Origin of the sequence: Curtobacterium sp. MCLR17_042 (assembly GCF_003234695.1) — a bacterium.
In the GTDB taxonomy this organism is placed as follows: domain Bacteria; phylum Actinomycetota; class Actinomycetes; order Actinomycetales; family Microbacteriaceae; genus Curtobacterium; species Curtobacterium flaccumfaciens.
In genome coordinates this window covers 1-16,977 of the sequence record NZ_QKTD01000005.1, presented here as the reverse complement: position 1 = coordinate 16,977, position 16,977 = coordinate 1, and the positions used below count along the sequence as shown (strand labels likewise).

Sequence of the window (16,977 nt, the reverse complement as noted above, 5' to 3'; positions counted from 1 at the left end):
GTACGGCGTGCTCCGAGGTCGCGTCGGACGTGCGGCATACGATCGGGGGATGCCGAGCGCTCGCCTCCAGGACACCACCGATGACGCCGTCGCGCTCGTGCGCCGGTGGCTGGCGGCGTCCGCCGGGGTGAAGCCCGACCCGGGTGCGGTCCGTCTGGCCGAGGTCCTGCGCGACGAGCAGGGCCTCGACTTCACCCGCGGGTTCGTGGACAAGGTCATCCGCCCCGAAGACCCCCGGGTCGCCGCTCGCAACCTCGAGCAGCTGAGCCGTGACGTCCCCGACTTCCTCGCCTGGTACCTGCGCGGGGCGGTGACGCTCGGCGGCGGGTTCGCCACCATGGCGCCGTGGGCCGTGATCCCGACCGCGCGCCGGATCCTGCGCCGGATGACCGGGCACCTGGTCATCGACGCGAGCACGAGCAAGCTCGGACCGGCCCTCGCCAAGGTCCGCGGTCCGGGCACACGACTGAACGTGAACCTGCTCGGCGAAGCCGTCCTCGGCAGCGCCGAGAGCGACCGACGCCTGCAGGGCACCATGGACCTGCTCGCCCGCGACGACGTCGACCACGTGTCGATCAAGGTGAGCGCCGTCGTGCCGCAGACCTCGCCGTGGGCCTTCGACCAGACGGTCGAGCGCGTCGTCGACCGGCTCGTCCCGCTCTACCGCCTGGCCGCGGCGCCGACGGCCGCCGGACGCCCGGCCAAGTTCATCAACCTCGACATCGAGGAGTACCGCGACCTCGACGTCACCCTCGCCGTGTTCCGGGCGCTGCTCGACCGTGACGAGTTCGCCGACCTGCCGGCCGGCATCGTGCTGCAGGCCTACCTGCCCGACGCAGCGGGAGCGCTCGACGCGCTGACCGCGTGGGCGCAGGAACGCCGGGCGCGCGGCGGTGCCCCGATCACGGTGCGGCTCGTCAAGGGCGCGAACCTCGCCATGGAGCACGTCGACGCGATCCTGCACGGGTGGCCCCTCGCCACCTGGGGCAGCAAGCGCGAGACCGACACCGCGTACCTGCGGCTGCTCGACGCCGCACTGACGCCGGAGCGCACCGACGCCGTGCGCATCGGGGTCGCCGGGCACAACCTGTTCGACCTCGCCACCGCGTGGGTGCTCGCGCAGCGCCGTGGGGTCACCGACGCCGTCGACGTCGAGATGCTGCTCGGCATGGCGTCCACCCACGCCCAGGCCGTCCGGGCCGACGTCGGGCAGATCCTGCTCTACACGCCCGTCGTGCAGCCGGACGAGTTCGACTCGGCCATCGCGTACCTGGCTCGTCGCCTGCAGGAGAGCGCGAGCCCCGAGAACTTCATCGCCGCCGCAGCCGACATCGACCACGACGCCAGCGTCTTCGAGCGGGAGCACAGCCGGTACCTGGCGTCCGTCGCCGCACTCGACGAGCCCGTCCCGGCCACCCACCGCACGCAGGACCGCCACCGGGCTCTCGGCGAACCGGTCCTGCGCGACGCGTTCCGCAACGCCCCCGACACCGACCCGTCCATCGCCGCGAACCGGGCCTGGGCGCTCGACGTCCTGCGCCGGGTGCCGCGCTCGCAGCTCGGCGCGCAGACGATCCGCGGCGCGAAGGTCGCCGACCGCTCCAAGCTCGAGCGGATCATGGCGCGGACCGCCCAGGCCGGCGTGAACTGGGGGCGGCAGGACCCGTCCGACCGTGCCGAGCTCCTCGACCTCATCGGGCACGAACTCGAGACCCGCCGCGCTGACCTGATCGAGGTGATGGCCGCCGAGACGGGCACGACCTTCGCCGAGGCCGACGCCGAGGTGACCGAGGCCGTCGACGCCGCCCACTACTACGCCGAGAGCGCCCGTCGCCTCGGCGACATCGAGGGCGCGCAGTACGTGCCGCCGCGGCTGACCGTCGTCGTGCCGCCGTGGAGCTCCCCCGTCGCGATCCCCGCCGGTGGCGTGCTGGCGGCGCTCGCCGCGGGCAGCGGTGTCGTGCTCAAGCCCGCGCCCGAGGCGAAGCGCTCCGGCGCCGTGCTCGCCGACGTGCTCTGGGACGCCGGGGTGCCGCACTCGCTGCTGCAGCTCGTCGACCTGGCCGAGGACGAACTCGGCCGCGACCTCATCGGCCACCCCACGGTCGACCGCATCATCCTGACCGGCTCGTCCGACACCGCCCGTTCGTTCCGCTGGTGGCGTGCGGGGCTGCCGCTCACCGCCGGGACGAGCGGCAAGAACGCCATCGTCGTCACGCCGAGCGCCGACCTCGACCTGGCGGTGCAGGACATCGTGCAGTCCGCCTTCGGGCACGCCGGACAGCAGTGCTCGGCGGCGTCCCTCGTGATCCTGGTCGGGTCGGTGGGGGAGAGCGAGCGCTTCCAGCGGCAGCTCGTCGACGCCACCCGCACGCTCCGGGTCGCGTGGCCCGACGACCCCACGGCGCAGGTCGGCCCGCTCATCGCCGAACCGCAGGGCGCCCTCCGTCAGGGCCTGACCGAGCTCGGCCCGGGGGAGTCCTGGCTCGTGCAGCCCGAGGCGGTCGACGACTCCGGCCGCCTCTGGTCACCGGGCATCCGCGACGGCGTCCGCCCCGGCAGCGACTTCCACCAGACCGCGTACTCGGGCCCGGTGCTCGGCATCATGCGCGCCGAGACCCTCGAGCAGGCCATCGCCATCCAGAACGGCACCGACTTCGGGCTGACGGCGGGCATCCACTCGCTCGACGTCGACGAGGTGTCCGAGTGGCTGGCCCGGGTCCGAGCCGGCAACCTCTCCGTCAACCGCGGCATCACCGGTGCCGTCGTGGGACGCCAGCCGTTCGGCGGCTGGAAGGGCTCCTCGGTCGGCACCGGCACCAAGGCCGGCGGGCCCATGTACGTCGCGACCCTCGGCCGCTGGCTGCCCACGCCCCGCACCGTGCACAAGAGCATCCAGCTGCACGGCCTGCCCCCGCGCGTCACCGCAGTGATCGAGGCCGCGCGCAGCGGGCTGTCGTTCGAGGAGTTCGACCGCGTCCGCGCCGGGGCACTGAGCGACGTGCACGCACGAGAGACCCTCTTCCGGTCGCGGGACCTGTCCGGGCTCGTGGTGCAGCGGAACGTGCTGCGCCACCGCCCCCAGTCCGTCATCGTGCGCCAGGCCGAGGACGCCTCGACCGTGGACCTCGTCCGGACGCTCGTCGCCGCGACCTCGGCACGTGCGCACGTCCTGCTCAGCACGGCTCGGCCGCTGCCCGGCCCGCTCACGCAGCTGCTCGCGGGGAACCGGTCACCGCTCGACGTCGTCGACCACCTGGTGGAGTCCGACCAGGAGTTCCACGCCCGCGCGTCGTCGGGGGCCGTGTTCCAGGCGGACTGGTCCACCGACCAGGACGACCAGCCCGTCGACGCGCTCGAGGCCGTGCTGTCACAGGGGCAGGACCGCCCGGCGCACACGGCGTTCGGTGGTCCCGGCGCCCGGATCCGGTTGCTCGGCGGTGACCCACTCGCCCTCGAGGAAGCCCTGGGTGCGAGCATCGACGTCGCGATCCACGACGCCCCCGTGGTCGAGGCCGGCGTGATCGAGATGCTGCCGTACCTGCGCGAGCAGTCGGTGTCGATCACGGCGCACCGGTTCGGCGACGTCGACAGCGACTTCTCCGAGCTGCGCGTGTGAGCGCTCGTGCGTTGCGCTTCGCGCGTTTCGCTTCGTGCGTTTCGTTTCGTGAGCAGAAGAGGTCGGGTCCCGTGTGGGAACCCGACCTCTTCTGCTCACGAAGTGCCCCGAGGATCAGTCCTCGGCGTCACCCGCTGCTTCGTCCTCGACACCGGTCTCGTCCATGCGGTCGCGCAGGTGGTCCGCCATCGCGCCGGCACCCTCACCGGCGTGGTCATGGTCGACCTGCTCGATCAGGCCCTGCAGCTTCTCGTGGTTCGTGGCATCGGTGGCACCGTCCATGACGGGCTCGGTCTGCTCGTTGTCGCTCATGCTCCGGACGCTACGCCGCGGTTGCTGCGGAACGGTAGTGGAGCTCGACCGCCCCGCCGTCGAACTGCGTGGTGCCGACGAGCTCGAACACCGGGGTCGGTGCGGCCACCGGCAGCAGGGGCGCTCCGGCGCCGAGCGCGACCGGCATCACGGTGACCCGCAGCTCGTCGAGGATGCCCGCCTGCTGGTACTGCGCCGCGAGCAGTCCGCCGCCGACGACCCAGACGTCACGGCCGTCGGCCACGCTCTCGAGGTCGGCCTGGTGGTCGCCGACCTCGCCGGAGACGAAGCGCACGTCGGCACCGTCCGGCACCGGCAGGTCTCGCGTGGTGAACACCCACGTCGCCAGGTCCGGGTACGCCCACGTGTCGTCGTGCTCGAGCAGCCACTCGTACGTCGTCGACCCCATCGCGATCGCGCCGACGCCCGCGTAGAACCGGTCGTGGTGCTCCTGGAACGGTTCGAAGCCGAACTGCAGCAGCCAGTCGAGGTCGTCGTCGGGCGCGGCGACGAAGCCGTCCAGCGAGGACGCGACGGAGTAGATCGTGCTCATGCCGGGGACGCTACCGAGCACCCCCGACAGGACTCAGCGGCGCCCTCCGCGACCGACGACCGCTGCCTCTGCGATCGCCAGGACGGCGGCGATCCAGAGCTGGTCGACCGCGAACCGGCGTCGACGGGGATTGCCGACGGCCAGCGGCACCATCGTCGCGCCGTGCAAGGTGTCCACGACGGCGCTCAGGGTGTGCGCGTTGCCGGAACCAGCCCGCGCGACGAGCGTGGCCTGTGCGAGCTGTCGGACCCCGAGCACGCCGTGCAGCACCGCCTGGTCCGACCCTCGGGCCGCACGGCTCAGGTGCCACAGGCCGAGCCCGGCACGGGCCAGCTCGACGACGGCTGCCCCGTTCACGGTCGACGACCGGCGGCTCATCGTCGGCGTCCCGCGACGAGTGCAGCGGCCCCGGCGGCACCGAGCACGGCCCCGATGATGCCGTTGCCGACCCGGCGGTGCTCCACCCACCAGGTCTGCGGCGACCAGGCGTGCGCTGACTCGTCGAAGACCCCGTGCGCGCCGTGGTCGCCCGGAACCGGCTCGTACAGGTTGTCCCGCATCTCGAGGCCGTCCTTGTCGGGGGCCTGCTGCCCGTCGACCAGGGTCTTGGCGGCGTACCAGTCGGCGAAGCGTCCGCTGATCCGGTTGCCGAGGATCGTGTAGACCGTCGACTCGCCCACCCAGGTGCGGCTGCGCGGTCGTTCGGCCACGGCGGCGATGGCCCGGGCACCGACCTCGGGCTGGTAGATCGGGGCGACCGGCTGCGGGTGGTGCGGCAGCTTCGACTTCACCCACTGGAACTGGATCGTGTTGAGCGCCGGCATGTCCACGCGGGACACCTTGACCTTGCTGCCCTGTTCGCGCAGCTCGGAGACGACGGACTCGGTGAACCCGACGATCGCGTGCTTCGCACCGCAGTACGCGGCCTGCAGGGGGATCCCGCGGAACCCGAGCGCCGAGCCGACCTGGATCACGTGCCCACGACCGCGGGGGACCATCCGCGACAGTGCCGACCGGGTGCCGTTCACGAAGCCGAGGTAGGTCACGTGCAGCGCCCGCTCGAAGTCCTCCGGGGCGGTGTCGAGGAACTTCCCGAACACCCCGACCATCACGCCGTTCACCCACAGGTCGATCGGTCCGAGCTCCTGCTCGACCCGGTCGGCCGCAGCCTCGACGGCGTCGCGGTCGGAGACGTCGGCGACCAGGGCCAGCCCGCGGCGCCCGGCGGCCTCGACCTCGGCGACGGCGGCGTCGACGCCCTCCTGCCCGCGGGCCAGGACGGCCACGTCCCACCCCCGTGCGGCGAGCTCCCGGACGGTCGCCCGTCCCAGTCCTGCGGATCCACCGGTCACCACTGCCACTCGAGTCATGGCTCCCTTGTACCTGCGGTCGACCGTGCACCACTCAGCCGCTGTCCCCCGACGTTGCCGTTCCGAACGACGCACCCACCGATCGGACATCATGGCCAGGTGGAGACCCGAGACCCCGACACCGCCGGCCCCGCCGAGGAGGCGCCGCCCGGTTGGGTGCTCAACACACCGAACCGGCTGCTCGAGGTCTGGACGTACCCGGTGCTCGAGGTGCTCCTCGCCGCCGCACACGTCGCCCTCGGCATCGCGTTCGGGGGCACGTTCGCGCTCGTCGTCGGCGTCGCCGCTGCGGTCGTGTTCGTGATCGGTTCGATCGCGCTGTTCATCACGGGCTGGCGCGCGTACGACCAGCAGACTCGCAGCGCGTCGTGGCGCTGCCACGTCACCCGTGTGGTGGTGGCGGTGACCAGCGCGGCCGTCGTCGCGGTGGCGAGCCTGATGGTCGGGACCCCGCTGGGATTGGTGTTCGGCGCGATGGCTGGTGTCCCCATGGCTTTCCGGTTCGCGCGCACCGTCCCACGCGTCGACTACCTCGTCGTCGCATGGGGTTCCGTGTGCGTGGCGGTGACCTGCACCACCCTCGCCGTGATCGGGTTCACCGTCGCCGACCTCCCCGAGTACCGGACCACCGCCTGGGTGTCGGGGTCTTTCTTCGCACTGTTCTCCGCCGTGGTGGCCGTCCACCAGTTCCGGTCTGCTGCCCGAGCACCGCTGGACGGGCCGGAGTCCGGCGTCAGCGCCCCCGACCGAACCGCGTCGTGACCCCCGGCGAGTAGAGCACCGAGTCCGGCTCGAGCTCCGTCAGCCCGAAGGGCAGCCCGGCAGCCCCGACCAGATCGTCCCGCAGCGACACCACCGAGGCCCGGTGCAACGGCCACGACTCGTGCTCGTTCGGCCAGAACCGCGTCCGTCCGGCCCGGTGCACGTGCATGCCCCACCGCGCCGTCAGGAACGTCTCGAGGGGCCCCGGCTCGTCGAGTGCCGCACCGATCCGGACGTCGAGCATCGACCGCAGGTGGGTGCCGTGCCGACGCATCGCGTACCCCACGCGGCCGTCACCGCTGCGCGACTCCGCGACCGCCCACCGGTACGGCAGCCCGGTCGCGACGCGCGCACCGATGGTCGGCAGGAGCTTGCCGGCGTCGAGCGACAGGAACACCACCCCGCGCTGCCCCTGTTCGTCGACCGTGTAGACGCGGACGTTCAGCTCGACGAAGTCGCCGATGCTCCCGGTCGAGAACGGCGGGAACCGCGTGTCCTCGAACCGGAACGCGATGAGGCCCACCCAGGTGGTCACCCCGTCGTCGGTGCCGTCGAGCGCCATCGTGTCGGGCCGCGTGCCGGCCGGCAGCAGCGGGGCCACCGCCGACACGTCGACGCGCCAGTGCACGAAGACGACGTCGAGCCAGTCCTGCGAGATCCAGGGGCGGCCCGGCAGGCCGGGGGCGACGGCCGGGAGGCCCGGGGTGCTCTGGGTTGGTCGGGTGTCGGTCACGATGTGGTCGCCTCCGGTTCGATGTGGGCTGCGACGGGTGCGTCGTCCCACCCGCGCTGCGGGGTGTCGCAGGTGCCGCGGAACACGTACTGCGAGGGTCGCTTCCGCTCGCTCGACGTCCAGTCGATGGCCGGCCGTCGTCGTTCCGGGGGCAGGTACCCGATCCGGTAGACGGCCATCAGCTCGAGCGACTCGGGCACGCGGAGCAGTCCCTCGATCTCCTCCCACGCGCCGGGGGTCTCCATCGGGAAGGACACGAACTGGATCCCCAGGCCGAGCTCGGTCGTCGCGAGCCAGATGTTCTCCATCGCCGCGCCCATGCTGAACACCGAGTAGAAGCCGGACAGCTCCTCCTTCCGGTACTCGTGGCGGTCGAGCATCACGCCGAGCAGCAGCGGCGACCCGGCGACGAGCTTCCGGTTCTCCTCACCCAGGGTCTGCGGCACCCGGAGCGTGTTCATGAGCAGCTGCCCGCGCTTCGTGAACACCTGCTTCGTGAACGGCCGAAGCGGCCCGGGGAGCTTGTCGAACAGCATCCCGTCGCGCCGCTCGTCCATCTCGGCCTTCGAGAACCGGAAGTACGGCTTGTACCGCTCGAAGAACGTGCCCTCGGCCATGGTGCGGGTCATCGAGCTGCCGCTGATCTCGGCGACGCGGTCGATCGTCTGGCGTTCCTCGATCAGCACGAAGCGCCACGGCTGACTGTTGAGCTGCGACGGCGCCCGGCCGGCGAGCTCCATGAGCAGCCGCTGGTGCTCGTCCGACACCGGATCGGGCAGGAACGGCCCGTTCGTCGTGCGTCGTCGTCGGATGGCCTCGAACAGCTCCACTGCTCACCTCTCTGATCGCCTGCGGGCGAGCACGGCCCCCAGGTAGGACGGTGCGGCGGCGACCGCGACCTTCCAGTGTGCTCCGGAGCGCGGGTCGGTGCGTGGAGCGACCGCCAGCGGCACGAGTGCCGGCAGCAGGAACAGTGCGGTCCGGTCGCGCGTCCACGCGGGGGTGGTCGCGGCGACGCCGGTCAGGGTCGCGGTCACGACGAACAGCCCGTGGTGCACGACGCGGAGCTTCTTCGTACGGATCAGCCGCACGGCGACCGCGGTGCCCCACAGGCAGTTCGCGACGTAGGCGAGGCCCGCAGCGGTGACCAGCTGCCGGGCCGGACGCGATCCCGTGGGTGCCGAGTCGCGCCTCCAGACCGCCTTCTGTCCCATGCGTGGGACGTTACGCGGTCTCTCGACTGACGAGCTTGGAGAGCACGATCGCGGAGCGGGTGTGGTCGACCTGGGGTGCGAGGCGGACCTTGTCGAGCGCCTCCTCGAGCGCGGACAGGTCCTTCGAGCGCATGTGCACGACGGCGTCGGCGCTGCCGGTGACCGTGCCGGCGTCGATGACCTCGGGGACGGTGTCGAGCAGGGCGCGCAGCTCGTCGGGCGAGACGGTGCCGCGGCAGTAGAGCTCGACCCAGGCCTCGGTGCCGCGGTCCTCGACGGCGGGGTCGACCTTGATCGTGAAGCCCTGGATGACGCCGTCACCGACCAGCCGGTCGACACGGCGCTTGACGGCCGAGGCCGAGAGTCCGACCACCGACCCGATGTCGCCGTAGCCGGCGCGGGCGTTGTCCCGGAGCTGATCCAGGATGCGGTGGTCGAGCGTATCCATTTGTCCCCATCGTACGCGGACTTGTTGCGAGGCTGGTGGGTCTCGCGCACGAAACGTGCGTCACCCGAACGGGTGTCACGCCGTCAGAGCCCCGGTACTGCACTTGCTGGACGGTGTGTGTCAGGATCGGAGTGGCGTCGATGCTTGAGTGTCACTGTTCCGCTGCGGCGAGTCTGTGGAAGGATCGACTCGGCGTCGACCTGGTCCGCTGCGGTGAGTGAGCCTGCATCTCACCGGAGCTCTTCTCCTCGTTCCGTTTCGGTTCCTGGCAGGCTCGGGCCCCGGTCCCTTCCAGGAGGACTGATGTCGAACACCGCACCCGCCCCCGAGTCCGTCGCCACCCCGGCCCGTGTCGCCACCAAGCGCACGATCCTCATGTGCAAGCCGGACTTCTACACCGTGAGCTACCGGATCAACCCGTGGATGCACCCGGAGGAGCCGACCGACACGTCGAAGGCCGTCGAGCAGTGGGAGTCGCTCGTCGCCGTCTACGAGCAGCTCGGCTTCGACATCTCGTACATCGACCCCATCGACGGCCTGCCGGACATGGTCTACGCGGCCAACGGCGGGTTCGTCCTCGACGGCATCGCGTACGGCGCGAAGTTCCAGTACCCCGAGCGCCAGCCCGAGGGCCCCGCGTACATGGACTGGTTCCGCCAGGCCGGTCTGACCGTCGCCGAGCCGGAGCAGACCAACGAGGGCGAGGGCGACTTCCTGCTCATCGGGGACACCATCTTCGCCGGCACCGGCTTCCGGTCGGACAGCACCTCGCACGACGAGCTCGCGAAGATCTACGGCCGCGAGGTCGTGACGCTCAAGCTCATCAACCCGAGCTTCTACCACCTCGACACCGCGATCGCCGTGCTCGACCCCGAGCCCGCCGTCGACGGGACGAGCAACATCGCGTACCTCGAGAGCGCCTTCGACGAGCCGTCGCTGGCGATCCTGCGCGAGCACTTCCCGGACGCGATCATCGCCACCGAAGAGGACGCCGCGATCCTCGGTCTGAACTCGTACTCCGACGGGTACAACGTCGTGATCGCCGCCCGGGCTGTCCGGTTCGCCGAGCAGCTGCGCGAGAAGGGCTACAACCCGATCGGCGTCGACCTGTCCGAGCTGCTGCTCGGCGGTGGCGGCGTGAAGTGCTGCACCCTCGACCTGCACCCGGTCGGCACCGGCACCTCGGTCGCGCGTTCGCTCGGGGTCAGCTGATGTCGGCGGCAGCGTCGCTCGGGGTCAACACCGCGGCGGCGCTCGCCGTCGAGGACCGCGCCCTCGCGCACAACTACAGCCCGCTGCCCGTCGTCATCGCGTCGGGCGCCGGAGCGACCGTCACCGACGTCGACGGCAAGCAGTACCTGGACGGCCTCGCCGCGTACTCGGCGGTGAACTTCGGTCACGGCAACCCGCGGCTGCTCGACGCCGCACGGGCGCAGCTCGACCGCGTGACGCTCACGAGCCGTGCGTTCGTGAACGACCAGCTCGGGCCGTTCGCCGCAGCACTGGCAGCGTTGACGGAGACCGAGATGGTCCTGCCGATGAACACCGGTGCCGAGGCCGTCGAGTCCGCGATCAAGGTGTCCCGCGCCTGGGGCTACCGCGTCAAGGGTGTGCCGGCCGAGCGGGCGACGATCATCGTCGCGTCCGGGAACTTCCACGGCCGCACCACGACGATCATCTCGTTCTCGGACGACCCCTCGGCCCACGACGATTTCGGGCCGTTCACGCCCGGCTTCCGCACGGTGCCGTACGGCGACGCTGCGGCCCTGCGCGAGGCGATGGACGAGACCGTCGTCGCCGTGCTGCTCGAGCCGATCCAGGGTGAGGGCGGCGTGGTCATCCCGCCGGAGTCGTACCTGCCTTCCGTCCGGGAGATCTGCGACGAGTTCGGTGCGCTGTTCATCGCCGACGAGATCCAGTCCGGCCTCGGTCGCACGGGGCGCACGCTCGCGGTGCAGCGCGTCGGGGTGCGTCCCGACCTGATCACGCTCGGCAAGGCCCTCGGTGGGGGCATCGTGCCGGTGTCCGCGGTGGTGGGCTCGCGCGATGTCCTGGGCGTCCTGCGCCCCGGCGAACACGGATCGACCTTCGGCGGCAACCCGCTCGCCGCAGCCGTCGGCGCCGAGGTCGTGGCGATGCTCGGTGAGGGCACGTTCCAGCAGCGGGCCCTCGACGGCGAACCGCTGTTGCGCGGCCTGCTCGACGACCTGCTCGGCAAGGGTGTCGTCTCGCACCGGGTCGCCGGACTCTGGGCCGGGATCGACATCGACCCCGCGCTCGGCACCGGCAAGGCGATCTCGAAGGACCTCGCCGACCGCGGGCTCCTGGTGAAGGACACCCACGGGTCGACGATCCGCTTCGCGCCGCCCCTCGTCGTCACCGACGACGAGGTGCGCTTCGCGATCGGAACCCTGGCCGACGTGCTGACGGCGCGCGCCTGACGCGCTCGCGCGCCCGCGCCGCGGGCGCGCTCGCGCGCGCTTCGTGAGCAGAAATGGTCGGGTCGCCACACGGCACCCGACCATTTCTGCTCACCAAGCGCGGCTCACACCGCCCAGCGCGCCGCCAGCTCGTCCATCAGGACATCGAGCCGCTCGTCGACGACCTGCTCCTCGGGGTGCGCCTCGTACCAGGCGATGACCTCGCGCACACCCTGCCGGTAGGTCGTGCGCGGCCGGTACCACGGCACGAGCGACCGGACCTTGCTGTTGTCGAACACCGAGCTGTTCGCCTTGTCGCCGAGCAGTGCCGCGCCCCACTCGGGGTCGACGGCGTTGATCGCGTCCGCCGGCACGTGCACGATCCGCAGGTCCTCGACCCCGGCCGCCGCAGCGATCTCGTGCGCGATGGCGTTCCACGTCGGCGCCTCATCGCTCGTGATCGTGAAGGGCTCACCGATCGCCTCGGCCCGGTCGAGCAGCCCGGTGAACGCGACCGCGAAGTCACGGCTGTGCGTCAGGGTCCACAGCGAGGTGCCGTCGCCGGTGATGATGACCGGCTTGCCGGCACGCATCCGAGCGACCGCAGTCCAGCCGCCGGTCAGCGGCAGCTTCGTCTCGTCGTAGGTGTGCGACGGCCGCACGATCGTCACCGGGAAGTCCTGCTCCCGGTACGCCTCCATCAGCAGCTCCTCGCACGCGATCTTGTCGCGCGAGTACTGCCAGTACGGGTTCTTCAGCGGCGTCGACTCCGTGATCGGCAGGTGCGTCGCCGGCGTCTGGTACGCCGAGGCCGAGCTGATGAACACGTACTGCCGCGTCCGCCCGGCGAAGAAGTCGACGTCGGCCTGCACCTGGTCCGGCGTGAAGGCGATCCAGTTCACGACCACGTCGAAGCGCTGGTCGCCGAGTGCGTCTGCCAGTGCGCTGCGGTCCGACACGTCGGCCTGGAGGCGCGTCACACCCTCCGGGATCGGCCTGCCCCCGGTGGTCCCCCGGTTGAGCACGGTCACGTCGAACCCCTGCTCGACGGCTTCCCGGACGCAGGCGGCGCTGATCACGCCACTCCCGCCGATGAACAACACGCTCGCTCCGGTCATGGATGCTCCCTCGCTTCCGGCGGCACCGCTCCGTGCCGCAACCCTTTCGATCCTGCACCTCAGATGCTGGGTCGGGCATCGAGCACGGCCGCCGTCTCCTGGTGACGGCAAGGCGTTCGACGGTGCGGAGGACGAACTCGCCGACGCGAAACGCGTGGAAGAGGAGACGGAGGGTGCCGTCGAGATCGTCGGGCAATTGAAACGGTGTCATGACCTTGCCTATGCACCGCGCTCGGCGTTGTGGGAACGTAGTGCTGTAGACCCCGGAACGATCACTGGCCCAGGCCACATCGCCGGGGTTTCGTCCTGCCGCCCGGGACTGCCGCTGGGTCCCGGCATCGACCCGCGGACTACCGTCACCGTTCGGGTCGCACCGACGCGCCCCACGACAGGAGTGACACGCACATGGAGTACCGCTACCTCGGCAACTCGGGCCTCAAGGTCTCCGAGATCACCTACGGCAACTGGCTCACCCACGCATCCCAGGTCGAGAACGACGCGGCGATCGCCTGCGTCAAGGCCGCCCTCGAGGTCGGCATCTCGACCTTCGACACCGCCGACGTCTACGCCAACACCGGCGCGGAGACGGTCCTCGGCGAAGCGCTCAAGGGGGAGCGGCGCCAGTCCCTCGAGATCGCCACGAAGGTGTTCGGGCCGACCGGTCCGAAGGGCCACAACGACACCGGGCTGTCCCGCAAGCACATCCTCGAGTCGATCGACGGCTCGCTGCAGCGACTGCAGACGGACTACGTCGACCTGTACCAGGCGCACCGCTACGACCACGAGACCCCGCTCGAAGAGACGATGCAGGCCTTCGCGGACATCGTGCGCCAGGGCAAGGTCCTGTACGTCGGCGTCAGCGAATGGACCGCGGACCAGCTGCGGGCCGGCGCTGCGCTCGCGAAGGACCTCGGCTTCCAGCTCATCTCGAACCAGCCGCAGTACTCGGCACTGTGGCGGGTCATCGAGGACGAGGTCGTCCCCACCTCGAAGGAACTCGGCATCTCGCAGATCGTCTGGTCACCGATCGCCCAGGGTGTGCTCACCGGCAAGTACAAGCCGGGTCAGCCGCTGCCCGAGGGCTCCCGCGCGACCGACGACAAGGGCGGCGCGGACATGATCAAGCGGTTCATGCGCGACGAGGTGCTGTCCTCGGTGCAGGAGCTGCAGCCGGTCGCCGACGAGCTGAACCTGTCGATGGCGCAGCTCGCGGTCGCCTGGGTCCTGCAGAACGAGAACGTCGCCTCGGCGATCATCGGTGCCTCGCGTCCGGAGCAGGTGCACGACAACGCGGGCGCTGCCGGCGTCACGATCCCCGCGGAGCTCATGTCGCGGATCGACGATGCCCTGGGCGCCGTGGTCGAGCGCGACCCCGCGAAGACGAACGACAGCAGCCCGAAGACCCGCGAGGCCTAGCCGGTCCGCAGAACACCGGTGTTCGCCCGTTGAACACGCGCATGCCGCGGCTCGATGCGCGAACACCGGTGTTTTGCGAGCAGGTCACACCGGCCAGACAACGGAAAAGGCCCCCTGCCGAAGCAGGGGGCCTTCACCGGTGGCTGGACACGGCATCGATCCGTGGACCTTTCGATTTTCAGTCGAACGCTCTACCAACTGAGCTATCCAGCCGTGGCGACCCTGACGGGACTTGAACCCGCGACCTCCGCCGTGACAGGGCGGCACGCTAACCAGCTGCGCTACAGGGCCATATTGTATTGTGTCTTGCTGTGGTGTTGTTCAGTACTACTTGCTCGCTCACTCAAGGAGTGACCCCAACGGGATTCGAACCCGTGCTGCCGCCGTGAAAGGGCGGTGTCCTAGGCCACTAAACGATAGGGCCGCAAGCAGTGCATCGCGCTACCGATGGACAAGCATACGGATGCCCCCCGGGTTTCACAAATCCGACCCCGCCAACCGTGCATCCCCGGCGTGTCGCGGCGTCAGCGCACGGGTCTCCGATGCTGTCGGTGCGAGCATCGTCGGCGGCCGCACCCCTCGTCCGAGGGGCTGTCGAGCCTGCGACCCGTGTTGTTACTGTTGCACCTGTTAACAGTGTTACGTGCGTGAGCCTTGCCGCGCTGTTACGAAATCGAGATACATGTCGACCTCCACTCCCTTCTCCCTCCGCTCCCGCAGCCGCCTGATCGCCGCCGCGGTCGCCGTCGCGCTCACGGCCGGCACGCTCGCGGTCCTCGCCCCGGCCTCGTCCGCCAGCGCCGCGAGCTACCCCAGCTGGGACGAGGTGCAGCAGGCGAAGTCGTCGACCAGTGCCCAGCAGGCCAAGGTCAGCGAGATCAAGTCGCTCATCTCGTCGCTGAAGAGCGAGGCCGCTGCCAAGCAGAAGGCCGCACAGGCCGCGGGCGAGGCGTACCAGGCCGCGCAGAACAAGTACGACGAGGCGACGCTCAAGCAGAAGAAGTTCCAGTCGCAGGCCGATGAGGCCAAGCAGACCGCCGCACGGTCCGAGGAGCAGGCCGGTCAGCTCGCCGCTCAGCTCGGTCGCACCAGCGGTGACGACGTGACGACGGACATCCTCACGCACCCGTCCGACTCCGGCGACCTGCTCTACGAGCTCGGCGCCATGTCGAAGCTCAGCGAGCAGTCCGAGGGCATCTACGCGCAGGCTTCGCAGGACCGCGGTGTGGCCCAGGGCCTCGCCGACAAGGCCGACCGCGCCAAGCAGGCCCTCGGGGACCTGGCCGACGCCGCACAGTCGAAGATGCAGCAGGCCCAGGGTGCCGCCGACGCCGCACAGACCGCGGTGGAAGCCCAGAACGACAACGAGTCCCGGCTCGAGGCACAGCTGACCGCGCTCACCTCGAAGCAGCGCGGCGTCGAGGCCGACTACCGCAAGGGCGTCGCCGCCGAGAAGGCCCGCCAGGCCCGCCTCGCAGCCGCCGCCGCGAAGGCAGCAGCCAAGGCCGCGGCGACCAGCCAGGGCGGCACCGGTGGCGGCAGCGCCAACCCGGCGGGCTGGGTCCGACCCGCCGGCGGGTTCCAGACCAGCCCCTACGGCTACCGCGTCGACCCCTACACGCACGTCAGCGCCCTGCACGCGGGCGTCGACCTGGCCCCCGCTTGCTACGCCCCGATCTACGCGGCGCACGACGGCACCGTCACCTTCGCCGGCAACGGTGGCGGGTACGGCAACGAGGTCATCCTCGACAACGGCGGCGGCATCTCCACCGCGTACGGCCACGTCGTCGACGGCGGGATCATGGTCACCGCCGGCCAGCACGTCACCGCGGGACAGCAGATCGCCAAGATCGGCTCGACCGGCTGGTCGACCGGGTGTCACCTCCACTTCGAGACCCGGATCAACGGCGCTGCCGTCGACCCGGTCCCCTTCATGGCAGCGCGGGGGATCTCGGTATGAGCATCAGCGCCACCAGAAGGCGTCGACCCACGTCATGACCACCTCCGCTCGCTCGTTCTCCTGCGGGATCGCGACCATCGCCGTGCTCGGCATCGGCCTGTCGGTCGTCATCGCTGGACCGGCCCAGGCCGCACCCTCGGGTCCGTCCTGGGACGACGTCAAGGCCGCCAAGTCCGATGCGGCCGACGCCCAGCAGACGGTCGACGAGCTGAGCGACCGGCTCGGCACGCTGCAGGACGCCGCCGACCAGGCCGGTGTCGCCGAGCAGCAGGCCGGGCAGGCGTACGCCCTCGCGGCGTCGCAGCAGCAGGAGGCGAAGGACACCCTCGCCGACCTGTCCGCGCAGTCGAAGCGTGCGAAGGCCCGGGCGGACGACTCTGCCGGCCAGGTCGCCGGGCTCGTGGTCGAGCTGTCCCGCACGGGCGGCGGTGACCTGTCGACGACCATGCTCATGGACTCGTCGGACTCGAAGGACCTGCTCTACCGCGTCGGCACGATGTCGCACCTGTCCGAGCGCTCCGCGACCGTCCTGGCCGAAGCACGCGCCGACCAGAAGACCGTCGAGTCCCTGGCCGCGCAGCAGTCCGCGGCAGAGAAGGCCCTGCGCAAGGCGACCGAGGCGACGAAGACCACCTTCGCGACGGCCAACGACGTGGCCGCAGGCGCCCAGGCCCGGGTGCAGAAGGAACAGGACCAGCAGGCCGAGGTCCTGCGCCAGCTCGCGTACCTGAAGGGCACGAGCGTCGCGACGGAGACCGCGTACTGGAGTGCGCAGCAGGCGAAGGCCGCCGCGGCCGCCATCGCGAAGCAGACGCGCGACGCCGGCACCGGCACCGGGAACGCCACCGGCGGCAGCACGAGCGGCGGCAACACGGGCAACACCGGCAACACGGGCGGCACCGGCAGCACCGGCGGCGGGACCTCCACCCCGGCCGTCCCGAGCACGCCGTCCAAGCCCAGCACCCCGTCGAACCCCGGCACGCCCGCGAAGCCGAGCACCCCGAGCCGGCCGGCACCCGCGCCTGCTCCGGCACCCGCCCCTGCTCCGGCAC

The 16,977-nt window shown here is 70.9% G+C and carries 16 protein-coding genes and 3 tRNA genes; 7 read left to right on the top strand and 12 right to left on the bottom strand.

What is annotated here, in order from left to right; all coding sequences use genetic code 11:
* Positions 1 to 49: 49 nt before the first annotated feature.
* Positions 50 to 3,619 (top strand): bifunctional proline dehydrogenase/L-glutamate gamma-semialdehyde dehydrogenase, encoded by a 3,570-nt coding sequence (locus tag DEJ02_RS06750; RefSeq protein ID WP_111032430.1) that lies wholly within the window; start codon positions 50 to 52, stop codon positions 3,617 to 3,619.
* Positions 3,620 to 3,733: 114 nt separating this feature from the next.
* Here DEJ02_RS06750 and DEJ02_RS06745 read toward each other — a convergent pair whose 3' ends face one another.
* The 4 genes from DEJ02_RS06745 to DEJ02_RS06730 are packed head-to-tail and all read right to left on the bottom strand — an operon-like array spanning position 3,734 to position 5,854.
* Positions 3,734 to 3,931, bottom strand: a complete 198-nt coding sequence (locus DEJ02_RS06745) for a hypothetical protein (protein WP_111032429.1) — start codon at positions 3,929 to 3,931, stop codon at positions 3,734 to 3,736.
* Between the two features lie 10 nt (positions 3,932 to 3,941).
* Positions 3,942 to 4,484, bottom strand: a complete 543-nt coding sequence (locus tag DEJ02_RS06740) for a dihydrofolate reductase family protein (RefSeq protein WP_111032428.1) — start codon at positions 4,482 to 4,484, stop codon at positions 3,942 to 3,944.
* A gap of 33 nt (positions 4,485 to 4,517) precedes the next feature.
* Positions 4,518 to 4,862 carry a hypothetical protein gene (locus DEJ02_RS06735; protein WP_111032427.1) on the bottom strand — a complete coding sequence of 115 codons (345 nt, stop codon included), beginning with the start codon at positions 4,860 to 4,862 and terminating at the stop codon, positions 4,518 to 4,520.
* Positions 4,859 to 5,854, bottom strand: a complete 996-nt coding sequence (locus DEJ02_RS06730) for an SDR family oxidoreductase (protein ID WP_111032426.1) — start codon at positions 5,852 to 5,854, stop codon at positions 4,859 to 4,861. The genes DEJ02_RS06735 and DEJ02_RS06730 overlap by 4 nt, the downstream gene beginning before the upstream one ends.
* Before the next feature lie 99 nt (positions 5,855 to 5,953).
* On the opposite strand from DEJ02_RS06730, the gene DEJ02_RS06725 reads away from it, so the two are divergent.
* A complete protein-coding gene (locus DEJ02_RS06725) occupies positions 5,954 to 6,616 on the top strand; it encodes a hypothetical protein (RefSeq protein ID WP_111032425.1) in 663 nt (220 codons plus the stop codon).
* Here DEJ02_RS06725 and DEJ02_RS06720 read toward each other — a convergent pair.
* The 4 genes from DEJ02_RS06720 to DEJ02_RS06705 are packed head-to-tail and all read right to left on the bottom strand — an operon-like array spanning position 6,588 to position 9,011.
* Complete coding sequence (locus DEJ02_RS06720; protein WP_209080659.1) at positions 6,588 to 7,349, bottom strand: YqjF family protein; 762 nt, start codon at positions 7,347 to 7,349, stop codon at positions 6,588 to 6,590. The two genes, DEJ02_RS06725 and DEJ02_RS06720, sit on opposite strands and share 29 nt — an antisense overlap.
* Entirely contained in the window at positions 7,346 to 8,179 is an 834-nt protein-coding gene (locus DEJ02_RS06715) for a nitroreductase family protein (RefSeq protein WP_027467047.1), read from the bottom strand. Before DEJ02_RS06715 ends, DEJ02_RS06720 begins: the two co-directional genes overlap by 4 nt.
* Positions 8,180 to 8,182: 3 nt before the next feature.
* On the bottom strand, positions 8,183 to 8,563 hold the full coding sequence (locus DEJ02_RS06710; protein WP_111032424.1) for a hypothetical protein: 381 nt from the start codon (positions 8,561 to 8,563) through the stop codon (positions 8,183 to 8,185).
* 10 nt (positions 8,564 to 8,573) lie between these two features.
* Entirely contained in the window at positions 8,574 to 9,011 is a 438-nt protein-coding gene (locus tag DEJ02_RS06705) for an Lrp/AsnC family transcriptional regulator (RefSeq protein ID WP_017887694.1), read from the bottom strand.
* A gap of 303 nt (positions 9,012 to 9,314) precedes the next feature.
* Between DEJ02_RS06705 and ddaH the strand changes: the two genes are divergently transcribed.
* Together ddaH and rocD are read left to right on the top strand one after the other, a co-directional pair.
* Positions 9,315 to 10,223: a dimethylargininase gene (ddaH, locus tag DEJ02_RS06700; protein ID WP_111032423.1), complete on the top strand. Its 909-nt coding sequence runs from the start codon at positions 9,315 to 9,317 to the stop codon at positions 10,221 to 10,223.
* Positions 10,223 to 11,452: an ornithine--oxo-acid transaminase gene (rocD, locus tag DEJ02_RS06695; protein WP_111032422.1), complete on the top strand. Its 1,230-nt coding sequence runs from the start codon at positions 10,223 to 10,225 to the stop codon at positions 11,450 to 11,452. The genes ddaH and rocD overlap by 1 nt, the downstream gene beginning before the upstream one ends.
* A 104-nt stretch (positions 11,453 to 11,556) precedes the next feature.
* Here the strand turns inward: rocD and DEJ02_RS06690 are convergent, their stop codons facing one another.
* A complete protein-coding gene (locus DEJ02_RS06690) occupies positions 11,557 to 12,549 on the bottom strand; it encodes an NAD-dependent epimerase/dehydratase family protein (RefSeq protein ID WP_111032421.1) in 993 nt (330 codons plus the stop codon).
* 405 nt (positions 12,550 to 12,954) lie between these two features.
* On the opposite strand from DEJ02_RS06690, the gene DEJ02_RS06685 reads away from it, so the two are divergent.
* Positions 12,955 to 13,965: an aldo/keto reductase family protein gene (locus tag DEJ02_RS06685; protein ID WP_071404504.1), complete on the top strand. Its 1,011-nt coding sequence runs from the start codon at positions 12,955 to 12,957 to the stop codon at positions 13,963 to 13,965.
* Positions 13,966 to 14,105: 140 nt separating this feature from the next.
* Here the strand turns inward: DEJ02_RS06685 and DEJ02_RS06680 are convergent.
* The 3 genes from DEJ02_RS06680 to DEJ02_RS06670 all read right to left on the bottom strand — a co-directional run bounded on the left by DEJ02_RS06680 (position 14,106) and on the right by DEJ02_RS06670 (position 14,389).
* Positions 14,106 to 14,178 (bottom strand) — tRNA-Phe (locus DEJ02_RS06680).
* A gap of 1 nt (position 14,179) precedes the next feature.
* A tRNA-Asp gene (locus DEJ02_RS06675) sits at positions 14,180 to 14,256 on the bottom strand.
* A gap of 60 nt (positions 14,257 to 14,316) precedes the next feature.
* Positions 14,317 to 14,389 (bottom strand) — tRNA-Glu (locus DEJ02_RS06670).
* Between the two features lie 258 nt (positions 14,390 to 14,647).
* Here DEJ02_RS06670 and DEJ02_RS06665 point away from each other — a divergent pair.
* Entirely contained in the window at positions 14,648 to 15,925 is a 1,278-nt protein-coding gene (locus DEJ02_RS06665; RefSeq protein ID WP_111032420.1) for a M23 family metallopeptidase, read from the top strand.
* A 34-nt stretch (positions 15,926 to 15,959) separates the two neighbouring features.
* Positions 15,960 to 16,977, top strand: a 1,018-nt coding sequence (locus tag DEJ02_RS06660; protein ID WP_146249234.1) for a hypothetical protein, incomplete at its 3' end; no start/stop codon positions are given.